We start from the raw sequence: 25,901 nt of genomic DNA, 5'->3' as shown, positions 1-25,901 counted from the left end.
GGCCTAAAGTTCTCAGTCAGCACAGGAACCACAACAAAATGCTCAAACGGAGGCCATCATGACGAGCGATAAGAACCGGCCTGACGTCTTTACGCGTTTCACCACCAGGACGGCCAAGATACTCGGACACGCCTGGGTATTCGTCCTCGCCGTGGCTGTACTCATCGTGTGGGCCTTGACCGGTCCGCTGCTGGGGTTTTCAGACACCTGGCAGCTGGTCATCAATACCAGTACGACCATCGTGACGTTCCTGATGGTGTTCATCATCCAGAACACCCAAAACAGGGACACCGCCGCCCTGCAGGTGAAACTCGATGCGCTGATGCTCGAACTCAAGATCAGCAACGCGAAGCTGTACGAGGCCGAAGAGGAAGGCGAAAAAGAAATTGAGCGGCAGCGCCGACGGATCGAGGAAGCCGCCGAAGACGGCGGATAGCAGGGTTCCTCGCGTAGGTGCTGGACGAGCCGGCAGCGGCTGCATAGCCTGAAATTGACCGCACCAATGGAACTGCGATAGGGCGGAGGTCCCCTCATGACCATCAAGCTGAACGACGCCGCGCTGCGTCTGGCCCGGAAGCTGATCAAGGACTCCAGAATCGCGCGCGATGCCCGCGACGACTGGAGCGAACATGCACCGGACGCTGACCAGGAAAATGCGTTCATAGACAAGCATGGCTACACGGAATACGCCACCTGGCACCTTGGCGAAGACAGCGACAAGACCCCCGAAACGAAGGGCAGGTACAGCTTTCCCTTCGGGGATTTCCGCCGGCTGCACAGGTGCGCCGTGCTGGCCATCGAAAGCCGGGCCGCCCAAAACAACTACGACGACATCGCCAAGGCGGCTAAGTCCCTGCTTGAGGAACTCGACAAGGACTAGTCGGCCCGGCCACATCTGCCATGAACGCAGATGATGAGCCCGGGACCATGCTGGACCGGGCCCAAGCACCCACGGAGCCTTCCCCGATTGCTCAGCTGGGTGCGCTGACCCATTGGCCCCTGCGCAGCACTGCCGCCAGGCTCAGGTCCTGGTCAAGGACCACGACGTCGGCCTGCATCCCGGCGCGCAGGTCACCGGCCTGCGTCGAGAGACCCAACAATGATGCGGGGACGGCGGAGGCGGAGGTGACGGCATCCCGCAAGGGAACGCCGGCAGCCACGCAGGAGCGGATGACATCCAGCAACGTGCTGGTACCCCCGGCAATGGCACCCGTGGCGTCAACCCGGGCTACGCCGCCGGCAACCGTCACGGCGAGGGAGCCCAGCATGTACTGTCCATCCTCCAGGCCGGTGGCGGCCATCGAATCGGTCACCAGCGTGATGTTCTCCGGCCCCACGAGGTCAAACACCAACTTCACGGTCTCCGGGGCAAGGTGCACGCCATCGGCAATCAGCTCCACCACCGCCTGCCCGGCCTTGGCCGCACTGAGGCTCGCCGATACCGGCCCGGGCGAGCGGTGGTGCAGTGGCGGCATGGCATTGAACAGGTGGGTCACCGTTGGGCGGTTCCGCCCGGTCGCGTTGCCGGCCGAATCCATAGCCTCCGCCGCGAGCGCCAGGAAAGCTGCAGCCGTCGCATGGTCAGCTGCGGTGTGGCCCAGGGACGGAATGATCCCTTGGGTCGCAAGCCGGACCGCAAGTTCGGAGGCACCCGGCAGCTCCGCCGCGAGGGTCATCGATGCCAGGGTTGGCCCCGCCGCGGCCAGCATGCGGGCCACCAGGTCCGGATCAGGTTCCAGGAGCAGTCCGGGATCGTGCGCACCGCACTGCTGGCCCGAGAGGAAAGGACCCTCCAGGTGCGAGCCCGCAATGATCCCCAGGCCCGCCAAATCCCGCAGCATTCCAAGGTTCCGGACCAGCTCCCCGGGCTTGCCGGTGACCAGGCTTGCCACCACCGTGGTGGTTCCACGGCTGTGCAGGTAGCGTGCCGCGCGCTCGGCGCCATCGGGATCGCCCTCCGAGAAATCCGAGCCATAGGCGCCGTGGCAGTGCACGTCCACCAGCCCGGGCACCAGGACGCGGCCGGCGGGTGCCTCGGGCGGAAGTACCCCGGGGAAGCCCTGCGCCGGCCCGGCGAAGGTGATCAGGCCGCCGTCGGCCGCCACCACTCCGTCCGCAATATCCAGCGAGGCGGTGACTATGCGGCCGCGAAGAACAACATCATCGCCCATGATTCAAGGTCCTTTGTTCATTGAAAGCATCGGTGGACACCGCAGCGGCAATGCGTGCTGCCAGTGTGGGATCCGCGGCGCCGGACCGGTCTCCGCCGCCCGCAGCGCCGCCGTGCCGCGGCCGCGCCGAGGTGTGCACGGCATGGACTCCGGCTTCAAGGAGCGACGGTACCAGTCCCAGGGTGACGCCCCCGCCGGCCATGACCTGGACCGAGGGCGCACTGCGGCGTCCCTGCTGCACAAGCCTGCCCAGCATCTCCAACCCCGCGGCGCAGTCGGGGGCGCCCCCACTGGTGAGGACGCGGTCCACTCCGGCGCGCTCCAGCCGGGAGAGTGCCTCGGCAGGGTCGATGCCGGCCGCCAGGGCTGCGTCGAACGCGCGGTGGAATGTTATGGCGGCATCCGGCTTGACGGCCCGCGCTGCCGCCGCGATGCGGCGGAGCGACGGGACGTCCGGGCCGCCATCGGGGGACAAGACGCCAACCACCACGCCCGAGGCTCCGGCTGCCAGGGCCGCGGTGGCATCGCGCTCAATGACATCGAGCTCTTCCGGCGTATACGTGAAGTCGCCGGGCCGCGGACGCACCAGGACATGGACGGGAAGGCCCAGGCCGCACGCCTGCCCGATGGTGCCGATGCTCGGCGTGATGCCCTCTGTTTCCGCCAGGGCGCCGCACAGTTCAACGCGGGCCGCGCCCACGGCCGCGGCAAGCCGGACGCCGCCGGCATTCTCCACCGCCAACTCCAGCTGCGCCCCGGTCCCGGCCGTGGGCACCTGGCCGGAGCTCAGAGTCCCTGCCATGCCGGCTTCCGGTCGAAGGTGTCCTGGTAATACTCGCGGTGGGTGAGCCGTGAGGCCGCGGCCTCGTCCACCAGCACCGACACGTGCGGGTGCAGTTGGAGGGCCGACGCCGGGCAGGCCGCCGCGACGGGACCTTCGACGGCGGCCGCCACGGCTTCTGCCTTGGCCTCGCCCATAGCCAGCAGCAGCAGGTGCCGGGCCTCCCGGATGGTGCCCAGGCCCTGGGTCAGCACATGGTCGGGGACGTCCTCCGGGGCGTCAAAGAAGCGTGCATTGTCCTGGCGGGTCTGGCGGGTGAGCGTCTTGATCCGCGTGCGGGAGGCCAGCGAGGACATGGGCTCATTGAAGCCCACATGGCCGTCCGTCCCGATGCCCAGAATCTGGATATCCACCCCTCCGGCGGCGGCGATCCGGGCCTCGTAGGCGGCGGCCTCCGCCTGCGGATCCCGGGCCATACCGTCCAACCCGTGGACCGCGCCGGCGCCGAAGTCCACGCTTGCCGTGAATTCATCCCGGATGACCGAGTGGTAGGACTGGGGATGACCGGCTGGCAGGCCCACGTACTCGTCCAGCAGGAAGGCCTGGGCCGAAGCGAAGCTCAGCCCGCCATTCCGGTGCCGGTCGATGAGTTCGCTGTAAGTCCCCAGGGGTGTGGATCCGGTGGCCAGTCCCAGGACGGACGGGCCGCGGCGGACCTGTTCCTCGATGGCATCCGCGGCCGTGCGGGCCACGTCGTCAGGGGTGGGCAGAATGATGATTTCCATGCGGTGTGATGCTTTCGGCTGGAGGGCTGTTGGTGGGCGGTCTACTTTGCGGCTTCGGTTTCCACGGTCACTTCGTCGTCCTCACGGCCCGGCGTGCGCAGGTTCCAGCGCTTGATGACGAACGAGAAGAGGAAGTAGTAGATGGCCGCGTAGCCCAGGCCGATCGGGATCAGCATCCACGCGTTCTGTGCTTTGCCGAAGTTGAGGACGAAGTCGATCAGGCCGGCTGAGAACGTGAAGCCGTCGTGGATGCCCAGTGCGTTCACCAGGGCCATGGAGGTTCCGGTCAGGGCGGCGTGGACGACGTAGAGCGGGAACGCGACGAACATGAACGAGTACTCAAGGGGCTCGGTGATGCCGGTGAAGAACGCCGTGAGCGCGGTGGAGAGCATGATGCCGCCCACGATCTTCTTCTGCGACGGCTTGGCGTGGCGCCAGATGGCCAGGGCTGCGGCGGGCAGGCCGAACATCATGATGGGGAAGAAGCCGGTCATGAACGTACCTGCCGTGGGGTCGCCGGCGAAGAAGCGGTTGAGGTCGCCGCGGACCAGGTGGCCGGAGGCGTCCGTGTAATCGCCGATGAGGAACCACACGCCCGAGTTCAGGATGTGGTGGAGACCGGCGGGGATGAGCATGCGGTTGGCGAAGCCGTAGATTCCGCCGCCGAGTACCGCGTTGCCCGCCACAGCCTGTCCCACTGCGGAGAGGCCTGCGTTGAAGAGCGGGTACAGCAGGGCCAGGACGACGCCGGCCACCAGGCTGGTGACGGACGTCAGGATGGGGACCAGGCGGCGGCCGCTGAAGAAGCCAAGGAAATCGGGCAGCTTGGTGCGGTAGAACCGCTGCCACAGGCCGGCGGACAACAGGCCCACCACGATTCCGGCGAGGACGCCGTAGTTGATCATGGCAGGCTTCCCCGCGGGGTCCAGTTGGCCGTCCAGGACCAGGGGAGACATCGCCTTGAAGACGCCGTCGATCACCATGTAGCCCACCACCGCTGCGAGTGCGGTGGAGCCGTCTGCCTTCTTGGCCCAGCCGACGGCGATGCCCACCGCGAAGATGAGGGGCAGCCAGGTGAAGACGGCGTTGCCTGCGGCGGAGATGACGGACGCGCCGCCTTCGAAACCGGGGATGGCGCCGAGCAGGTCGGCCTGGCCGATGCGCAGCAGGATGCCGGCGGCGGGAAGGACGGCGATGGGGAGCATCAGGCAGCGGCCCAGCCGCTGAAGGGTGGCGAAGGCCCTGTTTGGCTTCTTCTCTGGGGCCAGGGCGGTGGTCTCGGATGTTGGCATGGTTGCACCTCTGCGGGGTTCGGGTGGGGGCTTGTGAAGAACGGGTTCCAGCCGGTACTGTCTGGTTATGACCAGTTCAGTGTGATTCATCCCACGGCCCGGTGTCAAGGAAGGAATAGTTCCCTCCAGGACGGGCCGCCCGTGGCGAAAGAAGCCATCATTGGTCGTACCGGGGCCGCCGGCCCAGGTGTAGAAAGATGTGCTCCGTACGGGCACCGTCAGAAAGGGCAGCCATGTCCAAAGCAGAAAAAATCATCGAAGGCCTGGGCGGAGCCGGCAACATCGTGGAAGTGGAAGCGTGCATCACGCGGCTGCGCACCGAGGTGAAGGACTCCTCGCTGGTCAACGAGGCCTCGCTCAAGGCTGCCGGAGCCCATGGCGTCCTGGCCGCCGGCACCGCCGTGCAGGTCATTGTGGGCCCGGAGGCGGACACGCTGGCCGAAGACATCGAGGACCTCCTCTAGTGGCGCAGTCCTTGCCGGTCCTTGCCCCGATCGGCGGCTCAGTCATTCCGCTGGCCGACGTGCCGGACCCCGTCTTCGCCGGCCAGATGGTGGGTTCCGGCGCAGCCGTGGAGCCGCCCGCCGGGGTGGCGTTCGACGTCGTGTCCCCCGTCGCGGGGAAAGTGGTCAAGATGCTGCCGCACGCCTTCGTGGTGGTCGAGTCGTCAGGCCGTGGCGTCTTGACGCACGTGGGCATCGACACCGTCAAGCTCAAGGGCGAAGGCTTTAAGGTGCTTGTGGCCCAAGGGGACGTGGTCGCCGCCGGCGAGCCGGTCATGCATGTGGATCCCACTGCAGCCCTGGCCGCGGGCTACTCAATGGTGAGCCCCGTCGTCGTCCTGGATACCAAGCCGGACACAGCCACCTTGGTGGAGGCCGCCAAGGTCACGGCGGGCGAGCTGTTGTTTACGCTCGGCTGAACCGCCTCACAAGCGGACCTCCATGCTGAGGGAGTAGCGGTCCGAGCGGTACCAGGAGCGCGAATGCTCGATGGCCAGCGCGCCCGAATAGGACACGCGGTCAAACGCCAGCACCGGCGCTCCGGTGCCCGTCCCCAGGAGGGCCCCGATGTCGGCCGGGGCGCCCTCGGACCGGACGCTTTGGCGCGCCCGGTCGATCTGGTGGCCGAACTGCGCAGCCAGGGCCTTGTAGACGGAGCCGGTGAGGTCGATGCCCAGCAGCCCCGGCGCATGCTGGGGGTTGTACCAGGCGTCGTCCACGCTCACCGGGCGGCCGTCCGCGAGGCGGAGCCGCTTCAGGTGGAACGCCTCCGCGCCCGGGGAGAGGCTGAGTGCGGCTGCCGTGTCCTCGGGGGCCGGGACTTGTTCGGCCACCAGGACCACCGTGCTGGGGACGTGGCCCATCGCCTCCATCTCCTGCGTGAAGGAGGCCAGGTGCAGCGTGGACTGGACCGGGGAGTCCGCCACGAACGTACCCTTCGCCGGAACCCGCACCAAGTGCCCTTCGTTGACCAGGCGGCCGATCGCGGCGCGCACGGTGATGCGGCTGACGCCGTAGGAATCCATGAGGGTCCGCTCGCTGGGAAGCCGGGCGCCGGGCTCCAGCTCCTCCTTGGCAAGTTTGAGGATGATGAGCCGGAGCTGCTCATGCTTGGGGACCTGGGTGTTATTGATGGGCGCGGTGGCCGCCTGCGCCGCGTTGCCTGGTGTGGCGGACATCCAGCCCCTCCTTCGTCTGGAGCGGTCCGGTTAGGACCACTTCCTCGGATTATTCCACACGGAGCCGTCCAGGGAGCGACGTGCCGCCGGCGGGCGGCCGGGCGCCTGTCCGGCAGCAGCGGGAAAGAGGGGCAGGCCAGGACGTTGCTGTCCTGGCCTGCCCCTCTTATGCCCTTACTTGCCGGGCAGGATGCCTACTGTGCCTTGCTGCCGAGCCCTACGCGGGCACTCCCGTCCGCCGGGAGTTCCGGGATGACGTCGCGGGTTGGCGCGCCGCGGAACTTCGGCGAAGGATCCTGGCCCTCGGTCAGGCGCTGCAGCTCCTGGCCTTCGAAATCCTCTTCCTTGCCGAGCAGGATCGCGGAGTCATGGTTGGTGATTTCACCTTTGAAGGCCCGCACCATGACGCTGTGGTCGAACTGGCCCTCCCACTTGGACACCACGAACGTTGCCACGCAGTTCCCCAGCAAGTTGACCACCACCCGCATCGAGTCCATAAGGCGGTCGGCGCCGAGGAGGAGCGCGACGCCGGCCACCGGGAAGATGCCCAGTGCGGCGGCCGTGGCCGACAGGGCCAGGAAGGACGATCCCGGGACCCCTGCCATGCCCTTGGATGTCAGCAGCAGTACGCCCAGGGCTGCCAGCTGCTGGCCGAGGTCAAGGTGGTGGCCGAAGGCCTGGGCAAGGAACAGCAGGGAGATTGACAGGTAGATCGCCGCGCCGTCCAGGTTGAAGGAGTAGCCGGTGGGAACCACCAGGCCAGTGGTGGCGCGGGAGCAGCCCGCGTTGGTCAGTTTGGTCATGATCCGGGGCATCACCGCTTCGGTGGATGCGGTGCCCAGGGCCAGCAGGAATTCTTCCCGGGTGTATTTGAGGAAATGCCAGAGCGGCACCCGGGCAAAGCCCCAGGCCACGACGAACAGCAGGCCAATGAACACCAGCGCAGCGCCGTAGCAGGCGGCGATCAGGACCGCATACGTGCTCAGCGTATCCAGCCCGTATTGGCCGATGATGAAGGCCATGGCACCGAAAGCGCCGAGGGGAGCCACTTTCATGATCCAGGCCATGATCTTGAAGATCAGTTCCAGGACCGTTTCCATGACGTTGACCACCGGCATGCACCGCTCGCGGCCGATCACGACGATCGCGGCGCCGAAGAAGACGGAGAAGAAGAGGACCTGGAGGAGGCTGTTGCTGGCGAAAGCGCCGATGACGCTGGCGGGGATGATGTCAAGGATGAACGACGCTGCATCCTTGGGCGCCGCGGACCCGGTCTTGGCGTCCAGGTCCGCCTGGGAGAGCGTGGACGGGTCGATGTTCAGGCCGGCGCCCGGTTGGACGATGTTGCCCACGATCAGGCCGAAGACAAGGGCGAACAGTGTGGCCCCGGTGAAGTAGAGCAGGGCCTTGACGCCAACCCGTCCGACCGCCTTGACGTCGCCTACGGCCGAAATTCCGGTGACGATCACCAGGAAGATCAGCGGCGCGATGATCATCTTGATGAGTTTGATGAAGCCATCTCCGAGCGGCCTCAGTTGGGATCCGAGGTCCGGCCAGAAATGCCCGATGAGCACACCTGCCACGACGGCGATCAGAATCTGGAAGAAGAGCGACTTGTACAGCGGCTTCCTCTTCGCGGGCACCGAACTCGCCTTCAGTGCCTCAGGGTTAGGGATCTTCATTGACCTTTGCCTATCAATTGGGAACAGCCCGTTTTCGGAGCTCGCTTCCAACGTAATCCCGGTCACACTATTCCGCAAGAGGAAAACCAAATTCCACAATACGGAAGTCTAATTCGGCTTTGTGACTGCAGGCAGCGGCACGCGCGAGGCAGGCCGCCCGGTGGGATGCCGCCTACATGACCCCCGTAGGTATCAGCAATGCCCAGGCCAGCGCCGGCGCCACCAGCACCACGCCGCCCGCATAGAACATCAGCTGCTTGTAGACCCGCTGGCGGTCGTCGTCGCGGGCGTTGGCCACCACCAGCGCGCCGTCGGTAGAGAAGGGGGAGACGTCGACGACGGTCGCGGCGACGGCCAGCGCGGCGATGGTCCCGGACGCGCTGAGCGAGCTCGTGGCCAGCAGCGGGCCGGCCAGCGGAATGAAGGCGGTCAACAGGGCGGTGGAGGAGGCGAAAGCGGACCCGACGCCGATCACGTAGCACAGGACGAGGGCGATCAGCAGCGGGGCACCGAGCGCCAGGGCCGCCCCGGCGAGCGTGTCGATCACGCCCACGTGCTGCAGCAGGGACACATAGGTGATCATGCCGGCCACCATCAGGACGGTGGACCAGGAGATCCCGCCGATGAACGTCCGGTGTTCCCTGACGTTGACGAAGGCCAGCAGGAGGCCCGCGGAGAGTGCCACGAAGCCGATGGGCATGTGGAAGCCGAGGGTGCACACCAGCATGCCGGCGATCAGCGCCAGCGTCAGGGCCTGCTGCCCGTGCGGTCGGCCCGAGGCGGTGTCAATCTCCGGACCCCGGCCGCCCGCGCCGTCGCGCAGCTTGCCCAGCAGGGCGAACAGGATGATGGTCAGCACCGAGAGGAGCAGGTTCAGCGCGAAGCTGGCCAGGAACAGGCCCGCCTGGGAGATCGGGAAGCCGTTCCGGAGGGCAATGTCATGGACCAGGACCCCGGCCACGGACAGCGGTGAGAACCCGCCTGCATGGGCGCCGTTAACGATGAATGCGCCCATGACTAGCGGGTGGATGCGGGATTCATAGGCGAATCCGATGGCAGCCGGTGCCAGCAGCGCAATCGCAGCGGGGGAGAACGTGCCCAGGGAGGTGAGGGCGGCCGCGATCAGGAAGAACACCCATGGGAGCAGCAGCATCCTGCCGCGGACCATGCGTACGCAGCCCTTGACGATAAGGTCGATCGTGCCGTTCCGCTGGGCCATGCTGAAGAAGTACGTGACGCCGATGATGGTCAGGACGATCGTGGCCGGGAAGGCATCAAGGATCTGCCTGTCCGACATGCCGAGCATGAAGTATCCGACGCCGAAGGACGCCACGAGTCCCATCACGCCGATGTTCAGCGGCCACTTGGTGGCGGCAACGAACATCACCACGAGGATCACCAGCGGGATGATCTGGACTGCAGTCATGCTCGGCTCCGGGTTCGGGGTGGCCGGCTGGCCATCGTCCACAGCAGGATACGACGCCGGGCGGAGCCGAGCCGGGAGGACCTCAAGGATTTCATCGAATACGAAATCCCAGGCCGTAGGCTGGAAGCCGGTCGGGGGTTCCCCGGCCGGTACAGCAGTTCCCAGGTGAAAGGCAGGACCATGACCGTTTCCAGCGACGATCCCCAGAACACCGCAGACCTCCGCGGGCCGGGCGACCCGGACGGGGCCAAGGACGAAACCAAGGACGACGTCACCAAGGCCCCGCAGTCCGGCCAGCACCTGGAACAGCCGGGAGCATCCAACATCCGCGAGGAACAGCAGGGCCATGCTGCCGGAACGGTCCCGGCATCGTATGTGGGCGGCGAAGAGGCTGACCCGGAACAGAAGCCCGAAGAGGCGCTGGCGGAGCCGGGCACCTGGGATGACGAAGTCTGACAATGATCACCCGCGCTGACATCGACCAGGCCGCGCAGCGGACAGCGGGCCTTGTCCGCAGGACACCAGTCCTGCAGGCGGATGCCGGCACCGCCGCCGGCCCGGTCTGGTTCAAATGCGAATTCATGCAGCACACGGGCACGTTCAAGGCCCGTGGCGCGCTGAACCGGATCCTGGCCAGCAAGGAACGGGGTGAACTGCAGGCGGACGTGGGGGTGGTTGTGGCATCCGGCGGGAACGCGGGCCTGGCAAACGCCTATGCGGCGGCCCAGCTCGGGGTGCCTGCAACGGTCTTCGTTCCTGAAGCGGCACCGGCCGTCAAAGTCGGCAAGCTCAGGGCCATCGGTGCCACCGTGGTCCAGGGCGGTTCAGAGTACGCGGCCGCCTATCAGGCCGCCATTGCGCACGCAGAGAAGACCGGCGCGGTCTACTGCCATGCCTACGACCAGCCGGAAATTGCCGCCGGCGCCGGGACCGTGGGCTCCGAGTTGCTGGAACAGGTGCCGGAGGTGGACACCGTCCTGGTGGCCGTGGGCGGTGGCGGCCTGATGGCCGGCGTGGCTGCCGCAGTGGAAGGCCGCGCCAAAGTGGTGGCTGTGGAACCGGAAACTGCGCCCACCCTCCACGCCGCCCTGGCGGCAGGGGAACCGGTGGACGTCGCGGTATCGGGCGTCGCCGCGGACTCCCTGGGTGCCCGCCGCATAGGCGACATCGGCTTCTCCGTCGCGGTCCGCTGCGGCGTCAAAAGCGTCCTGGTCTCCGATGAACAGATCGTCGCCGCCCGCTCCGCGCTGTGGAACGACTACCGGATTGTGGTGGAGCATGGTGCCGCAGCCGCCTACGCCGCGCTGGCCTCCGGGGCTTACGTGCCCGGGAAGGATGAACGTGTTGCCGTGATCCTGTGCGGCGCGAATACAGACCCGGCGACGCTCTGAAGGGACCGGCCGCCCGGGGCGGCGGCCGGTCCCTTCGCCGGGCAGCCTACCCGCCGGCCTGGCCGCAGAACTTGCTGTAAGTGCTGCCGGCTTCCTGGTAACCGGACTGGAGATCGGCGAGCTTGTCCTTGTCCGGGTTCTCCTTGGCCTGCTCATCCGTGTACGCAAGGATCGAGGCGAGGGCGGGCTTGAGGTCGTCCGACGCAACAGCGTGGATGGGGCGGATCTGGTTGGCCAGGTTGTTCATGCCCGTCTTGCCGGCGTTGTTGGCGGGGTTCGACACAACAGCCTGGATCCGCTCACAGGTTTCAGCGGTGGTCAGTTGGTGCGAGGCGGAGCAGGCCGTGGCGGAGGCAAGGAGGCCGGCGGCAAACAGGGCTGTGGCGAGTTTCTTCATGGGTCCCTCAGTAGTGGTCAGAGGTTTCGATTGTAAGCAGATGAGGCACCCCCTCGCCTTCGCGGCGGCTTTCATTGCTTCCTCGCCTGGCCCCTTTCAGGCCGCGGGCCGGCCCGTCGAGGACTCGCCCTGCGCACCGGACACACCACTGGCCGGCAGGAGGACCTGCCGGCCAGTGGTGCTTGAACCCGCTGCTGCAGGGTCAGATGGTCCGCGGGGCCTTGGCCAGGTTGGCGGTCAGCTCAGCGGCCGTCTGCCGCTTCACGTAGGCCGGCCGGTCACGCTCCACGCGCCAGCTTTCCGAGAGCGGGCCGACGTTGACCGTGTCGAAACCGAACTCGTCGTACAGGCGCGTGACCAGTTCGGCGGCCTCCGGGTAGTCGCTGGCGGTGGCCAGCGCACGCCGGTTTTCGGTTCCCGCCGGAGTTCCGTCGGAGGTGATGTCCTTGGCCATGATGTGGTTGAATCCCTTGGCCACCTTGGACTCGGGCAGGTGCTCTTGGAGCAGGCCGGAGGTGGTGGCCTCGCCGTTGTCCAGGGCGGGAATCCTGCCGTCCCGCTCCCAGTAGTAGTTGTTCGTGTCAATGACAATCTTGCCGGCCAGCGGCTCGGCCGGAATGTCCTTATAGTTCTTCAGCGGCACGGTGACCACGGCAAAGTCCCCGGCGGCTGCAGCCTCGGCTGCGGTGGCGGCGCGGGCCTTGGGGCCAAGCTCAGCCACCAGTTCCTGGAGGGTTTCCGGCCCTCGGGAGTTGCTGATGACCACGTCGTAGCCCAACTCCACGGCCTTCCGTGCAACCTGGCTGCCAATATGTCCTGCACCGATGATTCCGATTGTTGTCATACGGGCGGCAACACCGGGCCGCGCCAGGATATTTCAGGGCCCTGCCAGTGCGTCAGTTCTGTGGGCTGCGGGAATGCTGTGCGGCCCGGTCCACGATTTCGTGCGCAATCGCATGGACCTTCTTGTTCAGCGACTGGCTTTGTTGGTTGATCAGCTCATAGGCTGCGTCCGCGGTGACGCCGGTGCGGCCCATCAGGATGCCTTTTGCCTGTTCGATGACCGCGCGGTTGCGGGCCGACGCGGCGACTGCTTCCGTTGCCAGCTGGTGCCGGTCCGTATGGATCGATTGGGTCAGATCCACCACCACACCCCAGACGCCCACCGGGGTACCGTTTTCGATGATGAAGTCCGCCGAGAAGAGCAGCTTGTGCTGCCGGTCCTTTCGGTCCCGGATGGACACGTAGATCGAGGAGGGCCCGCCCGACGCCGCCACGCGGTCCCAGAACGCCTGCACGGTTGGCCTGTCGTCCGCTTCGATGTGGGCGAGGGCCATGTCCATCGAGGGTATGACGTCGCCACGCTCATAGCCGTAGATGCGGTACAGGTCATCAGACCAGCGGAAGATGCCGTCGGAGAAGAAATATTCCACCAGCCCGGTGGGGCAGTCGAGGTACGCGGGGCCAAGATCCTCCGCTGGTGCCGGTGGTGAAGAGATGCTGTTGGAAGTCACAGTGGGGCCATTCGACGTGCTGTATCCGTGCTCCCCTGGCCCGGAAATTCAAGTGAACAGAATATAGCAGTTCCCGTCGCCGGGATGGGCCCTTGTCCGCTTACATTCCCAGGTAGCGGCCGGGCCGGTGGTTCAGGGCCAGGACCAGGTTCAACAGGGTGGCGCCCACCGCGGACAGGGCCACCATGAGCGGCGCAACGAGGACGAGGGATGCCAGGACGATGGCCACGTCAAGCACCATTTGGACGTAGCCTGCGCGCCACGAGAGCTTCTCCTGCAGGAGCAGGGCCAGGATGTTGAAACCGCCCAGGCTGGATTTGTGTCGGAACAGGATCAGCAGCCCGACGCCGGCGAGCAGGTTTCCGCCCAGCACGCCGTACAGCGGGTCCAGATGCAGGGGGCCGAACGCGGCAGGGTGCACGCCGGCCAGCACCGAGACCAGTGCGATGGCGGCCCCGGTCCGAAGGGCGAAATCCCAGCCCTTCTTCCAGACGGCGAGCGCGAAGAACGGCAGGTTGACGGCAAAGAAGATGACGCCGAACGGCAAGGGCACGGTGTAGCTGACCAGAAGCGCCAGGCCGGCGGTTCCGCCCGTCACCGCCCCGCTCGACTTGAGCAGGAACAAGCCCAGCGACGCCGCGAAGGTGCCGGTGAGGATGCCCAGGACGTCCTCGATTAAGGAATGGCGGACGGCCGGCGACGGCCCTGGACGCGCCGCCGTCGGCCCTTCCTGATGACCCGGGCCGTCAATGCTGGGTGCGGCGGCGGTGGTTTCCGCGGGGGCGCTCACTGGGCCGCGCCCGCCTGGGGCAGGAACCGTGCACGATTGGCAAGGACGGCAAGCACCCTGTCGTTCGTGTCCGGGTCCGCGAGCGTAATCCGGACGCCGTCCGTGGCATAGCCGCGGGCCAGGATGTCGGCCTCACCCAGGGCGGCGAGGAGCTGTTCGCGAAGCTCGTCGGACGCGCGGAGCCAATAGAAGTTCGCCTGGCTGTCCGGTACGTTCCAGCCATGCCCGCGGAGCGCGTCGATGACCCGGCTGCGTTCCGCCGCCACGGCCTCCGTCCGCTGGAGGATTTCGTCCCCGGCCGCGAGGGAGGCAACCGCGGCGGCCTGCGCCATCCTGTTCACGCCGAACGGCACGGCGGTGCGCCGGAGGCCCTCCGCGATCTGCGGCCGGGCGATCGCGTAGCCGATCCGCAGGCCGGCGAGTCCGTAGGCCTTGGAGAAAGTACGCAGGATGCAAAGGTTGGGGTACCGGCGGTAGAAGTCCAGGGAATCAACGCCGGGTCCGCGCTGGAACTCGATGTAGGCCTCGTCCAGCACCACCAGCACCCGCGGCGGGACGGACCGGAGGAACTCCTCCAGCTGGCCGGCGCTGATGGAGACTCCCGTGGGGTTGTTGGGCGAACACAGGATCACCAGCCGGGTGCGGTCCGTGATGGCCGCCGCCATGCCGGGAAGGTCGTGCTGCTCATTGGCCAGGAGCGGCACGGGCACCGAAACGGCGCCGGCCACCGTCACCAGGATGGGGTAGGCCTCGAAGGAGCGCCACGCGAACACCACTTCGTCGCCGTGGCCGCACACGGCCGAAATGATCTGCTGGAGCACCCCGGAGCTGCCCGGGCCGGCAGCGATTTCCTCGGCTGCGACCCCGAAATGCCGGGCAATGGCTTCCCGTCCTTCCGGCGCTCCCATACCGGGGTACCGGTGGATCCGGCCCGCTTCCGCCGAAATCGCCGCCACTACCGACGGCAGGGGAGCGAAGTGGCTCTCGTTGGCGGCCAGGGCGGCCGTCAGGTCAGTCTGCGCGCCCCTGCCTGCCACGTAGGCGGGCAGCTGGGCGACGGCGGCACGGAGTTCCGGCATGGCGGCATCGGGAAGGGTGGTGGTCATGGACAGCATGGTGGAGCAGCGCAGGACGTCTGCGCAACACAGCCGTCCCACACAGGACAGATCAGGCGCTCACTTGTTGTGAAAGTGGCAAAATGCTCACTATGCACCACATTGATGCCCTGGACGCCGAGATCCTCCTCACACTCGACCAAGACCCCCAGGCCACAGTCCTCTCACTGTCCCGGACGTTGGGCGTGGCCCGTAACACCGTGCACGCCAGGCTGAGGCGGCTGGTGAACGACGGCAGCCTGGCCCCCTTCAGCCAACGGGTGCGTACAGCGGCGCTGGGGCTGCCGCTGGTTGCCTTCATCTCGATTTCCATCAGCCAGTCCTCCAGCGACGAGGCCGTGGCGGCACTGCAGACCATCCCGGAAATTATCGAAATGCACGCCACGACCGGGGACGCGGACCTGCTCGCCAAAGTGGCCGCGAAGGACCCGGCCGATCTCCACCGGATCACCAACGCGATGCTGGCCATTGACGGCGTCGTCCGCACCAGCACCGCGATGTCACTGGTGGAAGTGATGCCCGCCCGAACCCTGCCCCTGCTGCGGGCAGCGGCGCGGAAGTAGCGGGACTGCCGTCAGGCAAGCTGGTCCAGGGCGTCGATGAGCGCGTCCACGAATGCGGTCAGGATGGCCGGCTGGGTGCGGCCGGTCATGGTCTGGATCTGGCCTTGGCGCTGCCGCAGCACCGGGTGCTCAAGGGTGACGGTCACCAGGTCCTCCTTGTCCCGCCGGTCCAGCGACAGGCCACCCACCAGCGAAACGCCCACCCCGGCCCGGGCAAACTGGATCACCGGATTGATGTGGTCGCTTTGCAGCGTAATGGTGGGCGTGAGGCCCTCGATCTGCATGGCGAGATCGAACAGTTCCCGCTGGCTGGCGCCTGGCGCGGTCACCGCAAGCTTGTACCGGCACAGGTCCTGCAGGGTAGCGGTGCGCTGGGCCGCCAGCGGATGGTCCGGCGCCACCAGCGCGTATGCAACCGGGGTTGGCATGGAATGTTCCACGGTCACCCTTGACTGCGGCCCCAACGAGAAAACCGCGGCAACATCCGCCTCGCCTTCGGCCACCCGCCGGGTTCCCTCCGAGGAGCCAACGACGTCGAGGTGGAATTCGACGTCGTCATGCTGCCGGCTGAAGTTCGCGATCGCGGCCGGGACCCAGACCCGGGCGAAGCCTTCGGCGCAGGCCACCCGCAGCGTGCGGGTCTTCCTTTGCATGGACACCAGCAGTTCTTCGCGCACAGCTGCCCCCTCGGCTTCGGCCCTGCGGACGTAGGCGAGCAGGAGGCGGCCGGCCTCGGTGAGCTCCACACCCCGGGCGTGCCGGTTGAACAACGGTGTGCCCAGCGATGTTTCCAGCTTGTTGATCTGCCGGCTGATGGCGGATGCCGAGACGTGCAGCCTGTCCGCGGCCTGGGTGAGCGTGCCGTCCTGGGCCACCGCGTCAAAGTACAGCAGCGCTGGGGTAAGCATGTTCACCGCAAAGCCATGCCGGTGTCGAGGTTTGCCTTCAAGTCAACGCTCATCAACAAAATGATACTGGTTGTTTGGGATCCGCGGCCCTAATTTGGAACTCACGTTCCAACAGCAAAGGGTGGAGATTGATGCAGCAGCGCGAACAAATCATGGCAGCAGCAGGGGACTATGTGGACTCCGGCCGCTTCCAGGCGGACCTCGGGAGGATCGTCTCCTACCCGTCGGAAAGTTCGACGCCGGAGGGCCGGGTTGCGCTGAAGTCATACCTGGATGAGGTGGTTGAGCCGGCGCTGGCCAACCTTGGTTGCTCGGTGGAGCGGTTCGACTCCTGGCGGGGCGGGAACAATTCCTTCCTCCTCGCCACCCGGCAGGAGGACCCGGCGCTGCCAACCGTGCTCTGCTACGGGCACGCAGACGTGGTGGACGGGCAGGCGGAAGCCTGGACCAACGGCCGCGGGCCCTGGGTATTGAGCGACGAGGGAGACCGCTGGTACGGCCGCGGCTCGGCCGACAACAAAGGCCAGCACTGGATCAACATCGTGGCCTTGCGCCTGCTGCTGGACCAGCGCGGAAGCCTGGGCTTCAACCTGGTGTTCCTGCTGGAGGGAGCCGAGGAAATCGGTTCGCCGGACCTCGCTGATTTCGCACGCGAACACAGAGACGCGCTGCAGGCCAACGTCTTCATCGGATCCGACGGACCGCGCCTCGCTGCCGGCAGCCCCACCGTGTTCCTGGGCGCCCGGGGCGGCGTGACATTCCACCTCACCGCGGACCTTCGCAGCAGCTCCTACCACTCGGGGAACTGGGGCGGCCTCCTGCGCAACCCGGCCACCACCGTGGCCGCCGCGGTGGCTTCCCTGGTGGACGGGCACGGCATTATCAAGCTTCCCGAACTGCTGCCGGCAGGGATCCCTGACTCCGTGGCCGCCGCGCTGGAACTCATCGACGTGGTCCCCAATCCCGGGGACCCGGCGTCGGACCCAACCTGGGGCGACAGCTCCCTGAGTCCGGCCGAACGGCTGTACGCCTGGAATACCCTGGAGGTCCTGGCCCTTGGTGCCGGCAACCCGGCCAAGCCCGTCAACGCCATCCCTGGTTCGGCCCGCGCCACGCTTCAGCTCCGGTTCGTCCCCGGCACCGACACCGCGAACCTGGAATCCGCCGTCCGGCGCCACCTCGACGCCTCGGGATTCGGCATGGTGGAGGTCCAGGTGGGCAGTTCCTTTGCCGCCAGCCGGCTGGACCCGGACAGCCCCTGGGTTGCCTGGGCGCTGGCTTCCCTGGCAAAGACCACCGGGCGCAGTCCTGTCCTGCTGCCGAACATCGGCGGTTCACTGCCCAGCTTTGTGTTCTCGGACGTCCTCGGCTTGCCCACGCTCTGGGTCCCGCATTCCCACCCCGGCTGCCAGCAGCATGCTCCGGACGAGCACCTGCTCAAGTCCGTTGCCCGGGAGGGCCTGCAGGTTGCCGCCGGCCTGTTCTTCGACCTTGCCACCGCCCCCAGCCCGGCGGGCAGTCCGGCGCGCGGCGCCGCCGTTTCCACCAGCTCCGTTTCCTGAAACCCTTGGAGTCTCCATGACTATTCCGCAGCAGAAGAACCAGCCCGGTCCGGCCCAGGACCTTGCGGCGGCCCCGCAGTCCGCCACCCGTGGAATCATCGCCGCCACGATCGGCAACGCGCTCGAATGGTTCGACATCGCCATCTACGCGCTCCTGGCCATCTACATTGGGCGGAACTTTTTCCCAAGCCACGATCCCGCCGTCGAACTCATCCAGGCCTTTGCCGTGTTCGGCGTCTCCTACCTCATCAGGCCGCTGGGCGGACTGGTGCTGGGCTCCTTCGCCGACCGGCACGGGCTGAAGAAGGGGCTGACCGTCACTATCCGGCTGATGGTGCTCGGCACGGCGCTGTTGGCGTTCATGCCCAATTACGGCACGATCGGCATCCTGGCGCCGGTGGGGATTGTCCTGGCCAGGCTTATCCAGGGCTTCTCGGCCGGAGGCGAATTTGGTGCCGCCACCGCCTACCTCATCGCGCAGAACGGCAAGCGCAAGGGGTTCCTGGGGAGCTTCCAGTTCGCCAGCCAGGGACTCGGCAGCCTGATCGCGGCAATCTTCGTGGCCGTCCTGACGACCATCCTTACCGACGCCCAAATGACCGATTGGGGCTGGCGCATCCCGTTCCTGTTCGGGCTGCTGGTGGGTCCGGCCGGCTTCCTGATCCGGAAGGAGATGAAGGAGGTCCCCGTCCCCAAGGATGCCGGGGATGCGCAGCACTCGCCGATCCGCGAGGTATTTGCCACCCAGAAGACGGGGATGCTGATTGCCGGTGGCGCGCTGGCCGTCTCCACCGCGCTGAACTTCATCCTGCAGTACATGCCGACGTTCGCCATCAAGGAGCTGGGGCTTGAACCCGGTATCGCCTTCACCTCGCTGATCATTACCGGCGTCATCCTGACTTTCGGGACGCCCGTGGTGGGGCACCTCTCGGACCGTTTCGGCCGGCTCGCCATCATGGTGCCCACCGTGATCGTGCTCCTCATCGCCGTCGTCCCACTGTTCCTGTGGGTGATCAGTGCCCGGTCCTTCCTGGTGCTGGCGATGGTGATGACCATCCTGGGCCTGCTCAAGGCGGCCTACTTTGGGGCGCTGCCATCGGTGATGTCCGATTCCTTTGATCCCCGGACCAGGGCAACCGGCCTTTCCTTCAGCTACAACACTGCGGTGGTTGCGTTCGGCGGGTTCACTCCCATGATCGCCGCGTACCTGGTGCAGCAGACGGGCCAGGCCGTGGCGCCAGGCTATTACCTGGCCATCATCGCGCTTATCAGCCTCGCGGCCTTGGCGGCCGGTGTGAAACTGCGCGGCATCAAATAGGAGCACCAGTCGCCCGCCGGTGGTACGCAGCCGGCGGGCGTCAGCCCTGTCCGGCCACCGGCGGTGTCGGCCCTGTCCGGCCACCGGCTGCGTCAGCGGGGCGGGCACCAGGGCTTCCAGTCGGCGAACGGAAAGAAACGTAACAGAACAATTTCTCCCATTCGGATCCCGTCAAAGCCTTGACCGAAATTGTCAGGCGCTGATAGACGTTAAGGGCAGAAAGCGTTTCCTCGCAGCAATCCTCCTCAAAATCACTCGCGGGGGATTGTTCCATTGTGAATGAAACGTTCCAAAAATGGCTGGACGGTAACTGTGCTGCCGCCGCATCAAAGGAGATGTTCTTTTGGCAAACCCCTCAATGTATTCCCCGACGCCCCGGACGGGCAGGGCGCCGAAGGCTGCTGCCGCCGCCCTGGCGGCTGCAGCGATTGCGTTCACCGGCCTCCCGGCCGCGGCTGCGGACCCTGCCGCGCCGGCACTTCCCGCAATGCCGGCAAGTCCTGGCACTCCGGCTGTCCCGGCCGCACCGGCAGGGCAGCAACTGAAGCGGCAGGTGGAGAGCCTTGACCGGGCCCCGGTCGCCGTCCTGACTGACCAGGGCGTCTCGCTGGGCTGGCGGATGCTGGGCTTGGACAAGGACAGCGTGGGCTTCCACATCATCCGCGACGGCGTCCAGATCACCGATCAGCCCGTCCGTGGCACCACCACCTACGTAGACCCCGCAGGTAAGGCGGACTCCACGTACGTCATCAAGACCGTGGGCAACGGCGACGGGAAGGACAAGCTGAGCGCCGGATTCAGTCCGCTGGCCCAAAACTACCTGCCCATCAAGCTGGACAAGCCGGCCGACGGCGTCACCCCGGCGGGGCAGGCCTACACCTACAGCGCCAACGACTCGAGCGTGGCGGACCTGGACGGCGACGGCGCCTACGAAATCATCCAGCTGTGGAATCCCTCCAACGCGAAGGACAACTCCCAGTCCGGGTACACCGGAAACGTCTACGTGGACGCCTACAAGATGGACGGCACCAAACTCTGGCGCATCGACCTGGGCCGCAACATCCGCGCCGGTGCCCACTACACCCAGATGCTCGCCTACGACTTCGACGGCGACGGCAAGGCCGAAGTTGCCTTCAAGACCGCGGACGGCACCACGGATGCCGCGGGCACCGTCATTGGCGACCCGGCGGCTGACTACCGCAACAGCGCGGGTTATGTCCTGTCCGGGCCGGAATTCCTCACGGTGTTCAATGGGGCTGCCGGCACCATCATGGACACCGTTCCCTATGATCCGCCCCGCGGCACCGTCACCGCCTGGGGAGACGGCTACGGCAACCGCGTGGACCGGTTCCTCAGTGCTGTGGCATACCTCGACGGCGAGCATCCGTCCATGATGTTCAGCCGCGGCTACTACACCCGTACCGTCCTGGTCAGCTATGACCTGGTGAACGGCAAGCTGGCCAAGCGGTGGAAGTTCGATTCCGACGCTGCCGGAGCCGAATACAAGGGCCAGGGCAACCACAACCTCTCCGTGGCGGACGTCGACCAGGACGGCAAGGATGAGTTCGTCTTTGGCTCCATGACCATCGACGACGATGGCAAGGCGCTGTACAACACCAAGCTGGGTCACGGCGACGCCATCCACACCGGCGACCTCGATCCCTCCCGGCCCGGCCTCGAAACCTTTGCCGTGCACGAGGACATGCGGTCGAGCGGGAACCGCGGTGCCACCTTCCGTGACGCCGCCACCGGTGAGGTCCTGTGGAGCATCCCGGCCTTCAAGGACACCGGCCGCGGCGCCACAGGAGACATTGACCCTCGCTTCCCGGGTTCGGAGAGCTGGGCGGTGGGCGGCGACGCCGCGTGGAACTCCACCGTCGGCTACCTGATGTCCGCCAAGGGTGAGCGGATTTCCGACAAGATTCCCGCCGCCAACTTCATGGCCTGGTGGGACGGCGACCTGCTGCGCGAGATCGTGGACCACGATTTCGACGCCGAGGCCGGCTATGGCGTGCCCACCATTTCCAAGTGGAATTGGGAAACCGAGTCCAGTGACCGGCTGCTGACCGCCACCGGAGCCCGCACCAACAACTACACCAAGGGCAACCCGTCGCTGCAGGCGGACCTCCTGGGCGATTGGCGCGAAGAGCTGGTGTTCCCGTCGGCTGACAGCAGCGAGTTGCGGATCTATACCAGCACTTCACCCACCGACGTCCGGCTCCGCACCCTGATGCACGATCCCATGTACCGGACCGGCGTGGCGCGCGAGACCGTGGGCTACAACCAGCCCCCGCACCCGAGCTTCTTCCTCGGCGAGGGCATGCAGGCCCCGGCCATGCCGGCGGTCTACTACGCGGGCAAGGCCAAGTAGCACGCAGAGGGAAGCGCGGCCGCTCCGCCCCATCCGGGGGCGGGGCGGCTGTCTTTTAAGTACTCGGCCGTGGATGCATGATCCGCATCTGGTCCCAGGTCCGCTCCGAGGCCGCAATGCTCCGGGTGGACCGTTCACGGTCCAGTGAGGCCAGTTCGACGGCCACCGCCTGCACTGCGGCAACAGCTCCCGTGAGCGAGGGGAAGAAGCCCGCGCTTTCGGCCGGGACCACGATCTTATGGGCGGCGTGGGCTGCCACCGGCGAACTTGCGGTGTCGGTGATGCTGACGATCCGGGCCCCGAGCTGATGGGCGATGTCCACGGCGCGGACTGTGCTGTCGTAGACCCGCCAGAGGCTGATGGCAATGACCAGGTCGTCCGGCGTCAGGCGCGCGACGGCGTTGGTCAACGCTGCCACATCCGCATCCAGCAGCCGGACGTCATAGCCGGCGATGATGCCGTTGTGCTCCAGCGCCTTGCCCGGAATGGCGTAGCTGCCGGCGGCGATGATGAGGGTCTGCCGCGCACCTGCCATGGCCTCCGCAACGGCATGGATCGCGGCAGGGTCCACGGTCCGCTCCAAGTGGGCCAGGTTGGACCGGTCCGTGGTCAGGGATGCCTGCGCCGGGCTGCTCGCATGGCCGTTGTGTTGTGCGGCGATCTCCACGGCGCTCAAGGACGCCAGGAAGCGGGAGCGGAGTTCGAACTGGAACTCTGCCCAGCCCTTGAAGCCGAGCGTCTGGGCGGTCCGGGTCACGGTTGAGGCGTTCGACGACGCCGCGGCGGCTATGTCGCTGACGGAGCCGTAGGAAGCCAGCCGCGGCTGGGAACGGAGGACGCCCAAGACCTGCAGCTGGCGGGCCGCCAGCTTCCGCCCCTGGGCCTGGCCATCGAGCCATTCGGTCAAGGTGGCGCTGTTAACTTCTTGTTTCACCTATTGACCTCCGCAAGTGATGCACGTAACTTCAATCTGCATGCACAGATCTGTGCAAATCCTAAAAACTGTACAACTTGGCCCACTTCGGCAGGATTCCCAATGTCTCTCACAGCACGCCTGGACCGGCTCCCACTCAGTCGTCCACACTACAAGCTCCTCCTCATCGGAGGGCTCGGTTACTCCTTTGACGGCATGGACGGCGCCGTGGTGGCCTTCCTGTTGCCGCGCATCCAGGAGATCTGGGGCCTGAGCACCGCAAGCCTGGGCCTGGTGGGCTCGGCAGCGCCGCTGGGCTTCTTCTTCGGTGCCATCCTGTCCGGCTGGCTGGGTGACCGGTTCGGCCGGAAGAAGGTCATGCTGTGGGCGCTTGCCTTCTACTGCGCCATGTCCGTGGTGGCCGCCGTCGCCCCGAACTTCGAAATCTTCCTTGTTGCCCGGGTCCTGGCGGGACTCGGCGCCGGCGCGGAGAGCGTCATCATCGCCCCGTTCCTTTCGGAGTTCATTCCGCCCAAGCGGCGGGGCTGGTTCATCGGGACCCTGGCCGGGTTCTTTTCGTTCGGCTTCGTGGCCGCGGCGCTCATCGGACGGTTTGTGGTTCCCGTGGGTGACGACGGCTGGCGGTGGGCCCAGGTCATTACCGCCGTCCCCATTTTCCTGCTTCTCTGGTGGCGCCGCAGCCTTCCCGAATCACCCCGCTTCCTCATGAGCCAGGGGCGCGCGGCGGAGGCTGAACAGGTAGTGGAAGGATTCGAGCAGAAGGTGCTCCGCGCCACCGGCAAGGACCTTCCGGCGGTGGAAGCCGGCGGGGAAGACATCACCAAACACGGGCAGAAGATCAGCATCTGGAACGCCCTGAAGGTCATGTGGTCTCCCGCCCTGCGCCGGAGGACAGCGGTGATCTGGCTGATCTGGTTCGTGATCACCTTCTCCTACTACGGGTTCTTTTCCTGGATCCCCACCCTGCTGGTGGGGCGCGGAATTACCGTCACCAAGAGCTTCGAATACTCCATCATCATCTACCTGGCGCAGATCCCCGGCTACTTCTCCGCGGCCTGGCTGTGCGACCGGATCGACCGCAAGAACACCATCGCCCTGTACCTGGCGGGCTCGGCCCTCAGTGCGTTCTGGCTGAGCCAGTCCAACGATTCAGGGATGATCCTGGTGGCCGCGGCCACGCTGTCCTTCTTCCTCAACGGTACCTACGCCGGGGTTTACGCCTACACGCCGGAACTCTTCCCCACCTGGATGCGCGCCACCGGGGTCGGACTGGCAAGCGCGGTAGGGCGCGTGGGCAGCATCCTGGCGCCGTCCATCATCGGCGTGTTCGCCGCAACGCTCGGCTTCGGCGGCGTGTTCACCATGACCACAGTGGTCCTGGCAGTGGGCGTGATCGGAGTCGTCATTTTCGGAACGTCCACGGCGGGCAAATCGCTGGAAGACATCAATGCCCGCACCGAACCCGAGCAGGAAGCCGTGTTGGGAGGCGGCAAGTGACGCAGGACCCGAACCACGCATTCCAGGACATCTTCGACCACCTCCGCCGCGAACCGGGCGTCATCCTGTTCACCGCGCTGCGCTGGCTGCCGGGGCCCTCCGTGCTCCGAAGGGTTTTCACCAGCCACCCGGTGGATTACCCGCTGGGTGCCGAAAAGTCGGTGGAAATCTCCGAAGGCTGGCTTGACGCCGTCATAGCCAAGCAGCAGCCGTTCCTCGCTCGCGATACGGCCGCACTCGCGGAGGTGTTCACGGACGTCGCCCTGATCCAGTCCCTGGGCTGCGGGGCAGTGATCAACATCCCGGTGACAAGCCGCGGCGAGGTGGTGGGCGTCCTGGCGCTGCTCGACGCCGAGGGGCAGTACACCGGCCACAGCCTGGACGCGGCGTCGGCGGCAGTGTCCGTTGCTTCCGAACGGCTCGCCACAGCCTTCATCGATTCAGACCAAACCATCCCGACAGGAAAGGACGCAGTCCTCCCGTGACCCACTCCACCGAACCGCTCGTCATCAGGAACGCCCACGTCCTGGATATCCACGCGGGCACCTTCTCCCTGGCCGACGTCGTCACGTCTGACGGAAAGATCCGCAGCGTTGGGCCTGGCGCGGAAGCGCCGGACAATGCGCGCGTTATTGATGGCACGGGCAAATACGTCATCCCCGGCCTCATCGATGCCCACGTCCACGTGGTAGCTTCCAGCGCGGACTTCCGGTCGTTGACCTGGACGCCCGCCTCCTACGTGTACGCCCAGACCGCCAGGATCATGCAGGGCATGCTGGGCCGGGGCTTCACCACCGTGCGCGACCTCTCAGGCGCCGACTTTGGCCTGGCGAAAGCCCAGGCCGAGGGGCTGCTGGAGGGGCCGAAGCTGCACTTTTGCGGGCGCGCCCTCAGCCAGACCGGTGGCCACGGCGACATGCGCCTTCCCGGCGAGGACCACGAACCCAACGGCCGGGGATGTTGTGGCATCGGGCGGGTGGCGGACGGCGTGGACGCCGTGCGCGCCGCCGCCCGCGACGAGCTCCGCAAGGGCGCCCACCACATCAAGATCATGGCGTCCGGAGGGGTGTCCTCCCCGACGGACCGCATCGACTCCACCCAGTACTCCCTCGAGGAGATGCGGGCCGCCGTCGAAGAAGCGGAAGCGGCCAACCGCTACGTGGCAGCCCACGCCTACACAGCCCGGGCCATCAACCGCGCCCTCGAATCGGGGGTCAGGTCCATTGAACACGGCAACCTCCTTGACGACGAGAGCCTGCGGCTCTTCCTGGAGAAGGATGCCTTCCTGGTGCCCACCCTGGTGACTTACTGGGCGCTGAAGGAAGAAGGCAAGGAATTTGGCTTGACCGAGGAGATGTGGGCCAAAGTGGATTCAGTCCTCAGCAGTGGCCTGGAAGCCATCGCCCGGGCGCACGAGGCCGGAGTGAAGATGGTGTACGGCTCGGACCTGCTGGGCGGGATGCACCGGCACCAGAACGAGCAGTTCCGGCTGCTGGGCAAGGTCCAGCCGGCCATCGACGCCATCCGGTCCGCGACCACCACCGCCGCCGAACTGCTGGGCCGGCCGGGTGAACTGGGAGTCATCGCCCCCGGAGCGGACGCTGATGTGCTGGTGCTCTCGGCGGATCCGGTGGAGGATATTTCCGTGCTGGCCGATATCGCCGACCACCTGGAATACGTAGTCCAGGACGGGGTCGTCGTCGGCGGACGCGCCTGACGCTCC

27 protein-coding genes are annotated in these 25,901 nt (G+C 66.5%); 13 read left to right on the top strand and 14 right to left on the bottom strand.

What is annotated here, in order from left to right:
* Nucleotides 1-58: 58 nt before the first annotated feature.
* Nucleotides 59-436 carry a low affinity iron permease family protein gene (locus QRM95_RS11980; RefSeq protein ID WP_285247813.1) on the top strand — a complete coding sequence of 126 codons (378 nt, stop codon included), beginning with the start codon at nucleotides 59-61 and terminating at the stop codon, nucleotides 434-436.
* 96 nt (nucleotides 437-532) lie between these two features.
* Nucleotides 533-880 (top strand): hypothetical protein, encoded by a 348-nt coding sequence (locus tag QRM95_RS11975; RefSeq protein WP_285247812.1) that lies wholly within the window; start codon nucleotides 533-535, stop codon nucleotides 878-880.
* Nucleotides 881-971: 91 nt separating this feature from the next.
* Here QRM95_RS11975 and QRM95_RS11970 read toward each other — a convergent pair whose 3' ends face one another.
* Genes QRM95_RS11970 through QRM95_RS11955 form a run of 4 tightly spaced genes read right to left on the bottom strand, consistent with a single transcriptional unit; the run spans nucleotide 972 to nucleotide 5,029 of the window.
* A complete protein-coding gene (locus QRM95_RS11970) occupies nucleotides 972-2,171 on the bottom strand; it encodes an N-acetylglucosamine-6-phosphate deacetylase (protein WP_285247811.1) in 1,200 nt (399 codons plus the stop codon).
* Nucleotides 2,161-2,973, bottom strand: a complete 813-nt coding sequence (locus QRM95_RS11965) for a copper homeostasis protein CutC (RefSeq protein ID WP_285247810.1) — start codon at nucleotides 2,971-2,973, stop codon at nucleotides 2,161-2,163. The genes QRM95_RS11970 and QRM95_RS11965 overlap by 11 nt, the downstream gene beginning before the upstream one ends.
* Nucleotides 2,958-3,737, bottom strand: a complete 780-nt coding sequence (gene nagB / locus QRM95_RS11960) for a glucosamine-6-phosphate deaminase (RefSeq protein ID WP_285247809.1) — start codon at nucleotides 3,735-3,737, stop codon at nucleotides 2,958-2,960. Before nagB ends, QRM95_RS11965 begins: the two co-directional genes overlap by 16 nt.
* Before the next feature lie 41 nt (nucleotides 3,738-3,778).
* The gene (locus tag QRM95_RS11955; protein WP_018760886.1) at nucleotides 3,779-5,029 is read right to left on the bottom strand and encodes a PTS transporter subunit EIIC; all 1,251 of its coding nucleotides are present in this window, start codon (nucleotides 5,027-5,029) and stop codon (nucleotides 3,779-3,781) included.
* 233 nt (nucleotides 5,030-5,262) lie between these two features.
* Here QRM95_RS11955 and QRM95_RS11950 point away from each other — a divergent pair, with 233 nt between their 5' ends.
* Complete coding sequence (locus tag QRM95_RS11950; RefSeq protein ID WP_018760887.1) at nucleotides 5,263-5,493, top strand: PTS sugar transporter subunit IIB; 231 nt, start codon at nucleotides 5,263-5,265, stop codon at nucleotides 5,491-5,493.
* Nucleotides 5,493-5,951, top strand: a complete 459-nt coding sequence (locus QRM95_RS11945; protein WP_285247808.1) for a PTS sugar transporter subunit IIA — start codon at nucleotides 5,493-5,495, stop codon at nucleotides 5,949-5,951. The genes QRM95_RS11950 and QRM95_RS11945 overlap by 1 nt, the downstream gene beginning before the upstream one ends.
* A 6-nt stretch (nucleotides 5,952-5,957) precedes the next feature.
* On the opposite strand, the gene QRM95_RS11940 is transcribed toward QRM95_RS11945, so the two are convergent.
* The 3 genes from QRM95_RS11940 to QRM95_RS11930 all read right to left on the bottom strand — a co-directional run bounded on the left by QRM95_RS11940 (nucleotide 5,958) and on the right by QRM95_RS11930 (nucleotide 9,818).
* On the bottom strand, nucleotides 5,958-6,710 hold the full coding sequence (locus QRM95_RS11940) for a GntR family transcriptional regulator (protein ID WP_285247807.1): 753 nt from the start codon (nucleotides 6,708-6,710) through the stop codon (nucleotides 5,958-5,960).
* 194 nt (nucleotides 6,711-6,904) lie between these two features.
* Entirely contained in the window at nucleotides 6,905-8,392 is a 1,488-nt protein-coding gene (locus QRM95_RS11935) for a cation:dicarboxylate symporter family transporter (protein ID WP_285247806.1), read from the bottom strand.
* Nucleotides 8,393-8,564: 172 nt separating this feature from the next.
* Complete coding sequence (locus QRM95_RS11930; protein WP_285247805.1) at nucleotides 8,565-9,818, bottom strand: SLC13 family permease; 1,254 nt, start codon at nucleotides 9,816-9,818, stop codon at nucleotides 8,565-8,567.
* Nucleotides 9,819-9,998: 180 nt separating this feature from the next.
* On the opposite strand from QRM95_RS11930, the gene QRM95_RS11925 reads away from it, so the two are divergent.
* On the top strand, nucleotides 9,999-10,274 hold the full coding sequence (locus QRM95_RS11925; protein ID WP_018760893.1) for a hypothetical protein: 276 nt from the start codon (nucleotides 9,999-10,001) through the stop codon (nucleotides 10,272-10,274).
* Nucleotides 10,275-10,276: 2 nt separating this feature from the next.
* Complete coding sequence (locus QRM95_RS11920) at nucleotides 10,277-11,209, top strand: threonine/serine dehydratase (RefSeq protein ID WP_285247804.1); 933 nt, start codon at nucleotides 10,277-10,279, stop codon at nucleotides 11,207-11,209.
* A gap of 46 nt (nucleotides 11,210-11,255) precedes the next feature.
* Here QRM95_RS11920 and QRM95_RS11915 read toward each other — a convergent pair whose 3' ends face one another.
* The 5 genes from QRM95_RS11915 to hisC all read right to left on the bottom strand — a co-directional run bounded on the left by QRM95_RS11915 (nucleotide 11,256) and on the right by hisC (nucleotide 15,025).
* A complete protein-coding gene (locus tag QRM95_RS11915) occupies nucleotides 11,256-11,606 on the bottom strand; it encodes a hypothetical protein (protein WP_285247803.1) in 351 nt (116 codons plus the stop codon).
* Nucleotides 11,607-11,808: 202 nt separating this feature from the next.
* Nucleotides 11,809-12,477, bottom strand: coding sequence for an NADPH-dependent F420 reductase (locus QRM95_RS11910; RefSeq protein ID WP_331271247.1), 669 nt, complete (start codon nucleotides 12,475-12,477; stop codon nucleotides 11,809-11,811).
* A 25-nt stretch (nucleotides 12,478-12,502) separates the two neighbouring features.
* Entirely contained in the window at nucleotides 12,503-13,120 is a 618-nt protein-coding gene (locus QRM95_RS11905) for a PAS and ANTAR domain-containing protein (RefSeq protein WP_285247802.1), read from the bottom strand.
* Nucleotides 13,121-13,220: 100 nt separating this feature from the next.
* Entirely contained in the window at nucleotides 13,221-13,871 is a 651-nt protein-coding gene (locus QRM95_RS11900; protein ID WP_502934963.1) for a YitT family protein, read from the bottom strand.
* Nucleotides 13,872-13,906: 35 nt separating this feature from the next.
* Nucleotides 13,907-15,025 (bottom strand): histidinol-phosphate transaminase, encoded by a 1,119-nt coding sequence (gene hisC / locus QRM95_RS11895; protein ID WP_285247801.1) that lies wholly within the window; start codon nucleotides 15,023-15,025, stop codon nucleotides 13,907-13,909.
* A gap of 83 nt (nucleotides 15,026-15,108) precedes the next feature.
* On the opposite strand from hisC, the gene QRM95_RS11890 reads away from it, so the two are divergent.
* Nucleotides 15,109-15,588 (top strand): Lrp/AsnC family transcriptional regulator, encoded by a 480-nt coding sequence (locus QRM95_RS11890; protein WP_285247800.1) that lies wholly within the window; start codon nucleotides 15,109-15,111, stop codon nucleotides 15,586-15,588.
* Nucleotides 15,589-15,599: 11 nt separating this feature from the next.
* Here the strand turns inward: QRM95_RS11890 and QRM95_RS11885 are convergent, their stop codons facing one another.
* Nucleotides 15,600-16,496, bottom strand: a complete 897-nt coding sequence (locus QRM95_RS11885) for a LysR family transcriptional regulator (protein WP_285248023.1) — start codon at nucleotides 16,494-16,496, stop codon at nucleotides 15,600-15,602.
* A gap of 131 nt (nucleotides 16,497-16,627) precedes the next feature.
* Between QRM95_RS11885 and QRM95_RS11880 the strand changes: the two genes are divergently transcribed.
* From QRM95_RS11880 to QRM95_RS11870, 3 genes are all read left to right on the top strand, one after another.
* Nucleotides 16,628-18,058 (top strand): M20 family metallopeptidase, encoded by a 1,431-nt coding sequence (locus QRM95_RS11880; RefSeq protein WP_285247799.1) that lies wholly within the window; start codon nucleotides 16,628-16,630, stop codon nucleotides 18,056-18,058.
* 16 nt (nucleotides 18,059-18,074) lie between these two features.
* On the top strand, nucleotides 18,075-19,376 hold the full coding sequence (locus tag QRM95_RS11875; RefSeq protein ID WP_285247798.1) for an MFS transporter: 1,302 nt from the start codon (nucleotides 18,075-18,077) through the stop codon (nucleotides 19,374-19,376).
* A 358-nt stretch (nucleotides 19,377-19,734) separates the two neighbouring features.
* A complete protein-coding gene (locus tag QRM95_RS11870) occupies nucleotides 19,735-21,747 on the top strand; it encodes a rhamnogalacturonan lyase (protein WP_285248022.1) in 2,013 nt (670 codons plus the stop codon).
* Between the two features lie 55 nt (nucleotides 21,748-21,802).
* Here the strand turns inward: QRM95_RS11870 and QRM95_RS11865 are convergent, their stop codons facing one another.
* Nucleotides 21,803-22,681, bottom strand: a complete 879-nt coding sequence (locus tag QRM95_RS11865; RefSeq protein WP_285247797.1) for a MurR/RpiR family transcriptional regulator — start codon at nucleotides 22,679-22,681, stop codon at nucleotides 21,803-21,805.
* 102 nt (nucleotides 22,682-22,783) lie between these two features.
* On the opposite strand from QRM95_RS11865, the gene QRM95_RS11860 reads away from it, so the two are divergent.
* The 3 genes from QRM95_RS11860 to QRM95_RS11850 are packed head-to-tail and all read left to right on the top strand — an operon-like array spanning nucleotide 22,784 to nucleotide 25,895.
* Complete coding sequence (locus QRM95_RS11860; RefSeq protein WP_285247796.1) at nucleotides 22,784-24,178, top strand: MFS transporter; 1,395 nt, start codon at nucleotides 22,784-22,786, stop codon at nucleotides 24,176-24,178.
* Nucleotides 24,175-24,663 (top strand): GAF domain-containing protein, encoded by a 489-nt coding sequence (locus QRM95_RS11855; RefSeq protein ID WP_285247795.1) that lies wholly within the window; start codon nucleotides 24,175-24,177, stop codon nucleotides 24,661-24,663. Before QRM95_RS11860 ends, QRM95_RS11855 begins: the two co-directional genes overlap by 4 nt.
* Complete coding sequence (locus QRM95_RS11850) at nucleotides 24,660-25,895, top strand: metal-dependent hydrolase family protein (RefSeq protein ID WP_285247794.1); 1,236 nt, start codon at nucleotides 24,660-24,662, stop codon at nucleotides 25,893-25,895. Before QRM95_RS11855 ends, QRM95_RS11850 begins: the two co-directional genes overlap by 4 nt.
* The last annotated feature ends 6 nt before the right edge of the window (nucleotides 25,896-25,901 follow it).

This window comes from Pseudarthrobacter sp. efr-133-R2A-89, from assembly GCF_030209315.1.
Classification (GTDB): Bacteria; Actinomycetota; Actinomycetes; order Actinomycetales; family Micrococcaceae; genus Arthrobacter.
This window is presented reverse-complemented; position numbering and strand designations above follow the sequence as displayed.

Excerpts from the sequence above, each read along its gene's own strand:
- QRM95_RS11915 (WP_285247803.1), bottom strand. The coding sequence starts at position 11,606 with ATGAAGAAACTCGCCACAGCCCTGTTTGCCGCCGGCCTCCTTGCCTCC.
- QRM95_RS11955 (WP_018760886.1), bottom strand. The coding sequence starts at position 5,029 with ATGCCAACATCCGAGACCACCGCCCTGGCCCCAGAGAAGAAGCCAAAC.
- QRM95_RS11860 (WP_285247796.1), top strand. The coding sequence starts at position 22,784 with ATGTCTCTCACAGCACGCCTGGACCGGCTCCCACTCAGTCGTCCACAC.
- QRM95_RS11965 (WP_285247810.1), bottom strand. The coding sequence starts at position 2,973 with ATGGCAGGGACTCTGAGCTCCGGCCAGGTGCCCACGGCCGGGACCGGG.
- QRM95_RS11970 (WP_285247811.1), bottom strand. The coding sequence starts at position 2,171 with ATGGGCGATGATGTTGTTCTTCGCGGCCGCATAGTCACCGCCTCGCTG.
- QRM95_RS11935 (WP_285247806.1), bottom strand. The coding sequence starts at position 8,392 with ATGAAGATCCCTAACCCTGAGGCACTGAAGGCGAGTTCGGTGCCCGCG.
- QRM95_RS11980 (WP_285247813.1), top strand. The coding sequence starts at position 59 with ATGACGAGCGATAAGAACCGGCCTGACGTCTTTACGCGTTTCACCACC.
- QRM95_RS11880 (WP_285247799.1), top strand. The coding sequence starts at position 16,628 with ATGCAGCAGCGCGAACAAATCATGGCAGCAGCAGGGGACTATGTGGAC.
- nagB (WP_285247809.1), bottom strand. The coding sequence starts at position 3,737 with ATGGAAATCATCATTCTGCCCACCCCTGACGACGTGGCCCGCACGGCC.
- QRM95_RS11950 (WP_018760887.1), top strand. The coding sequence starts at position 5,263 with ATGTCCAAAGCAGAAAAAATCATCGAAGGCCTGGGCGGAGCCGGCAAC.
- QRM95_RS11875 (WP_285247798.1), top strand. The coding sequence starts at position 18,075 with ATGACTATTCCGCAGCAGAAGAACCAGCCCGGTCCGGCCCAGGACCTT.
- hisC (WP_285247801.1), bottom strand. The coding sequence starts at position 15,025 with ATGCTGTCCATGACCACCACCCTTCCCGATGCCGCCATGCCGGAACTC.
- QRM95_RS11870 (WP_285248022.1), top strand. The coding sequence starts at position 19,735 with ATGTATTCCCCGACGCCCCGGACGGGCAGGGCGCCGAAGGCTGCTGCC.
- QRM95_RS11890 (WP_285247800.1), top strand. The coding sequence starts at position 15,109 with ATGCTCACTATGCACCACATTGATGCCCTGGACGCCGAGATCCTCCTC.
- QRM95_RS11940 (WP_285247807.1), bottom strand. The coding sequence starts at position 6,710 with ATGTCCGCCACACCAGGCAACGCGGCGCAGGCGGCCACCGCGCCCATC.
- QRM95_RS11920 (WP_285247804.1), top strand. The coding sequence starts at position 10,277 with ATGATCACCCGCGCTGACATCGACCAGGCCGCGCAGCGGACAGCGGGC.
- QRM95_RS11885 (WP_285248023.1), bottom strand. The coding sequence starts at position 16,496 with ATGCTTACCCCAGCGCTGCTGTACTTTGACGCGGTGGCCCAGGACGGC.
- QRM95_RS11930 (WP_285247805.1), bottom strand. The coding sequence starts at position 9,818 with ATGACTGCAGTCCAGATCATCCCGCTGGTGATCCTCGTGGTGATGTTC.
- QRM95_RS11975 (WP_285247812.1), top strand. The coding sequence starts at position 533 with ATGACCATCAAGCTGAACGACGCCGCGCTGCGTCTGGCCCGGAAGCTG.
- QRM95_RS11925 (WP_018760893.1), top strand. The coding sequence starts at position 9,999 with ATGACCGTTTCCAGCGACGATCCCCAGAACACCGCAGACCTCCGCGGG.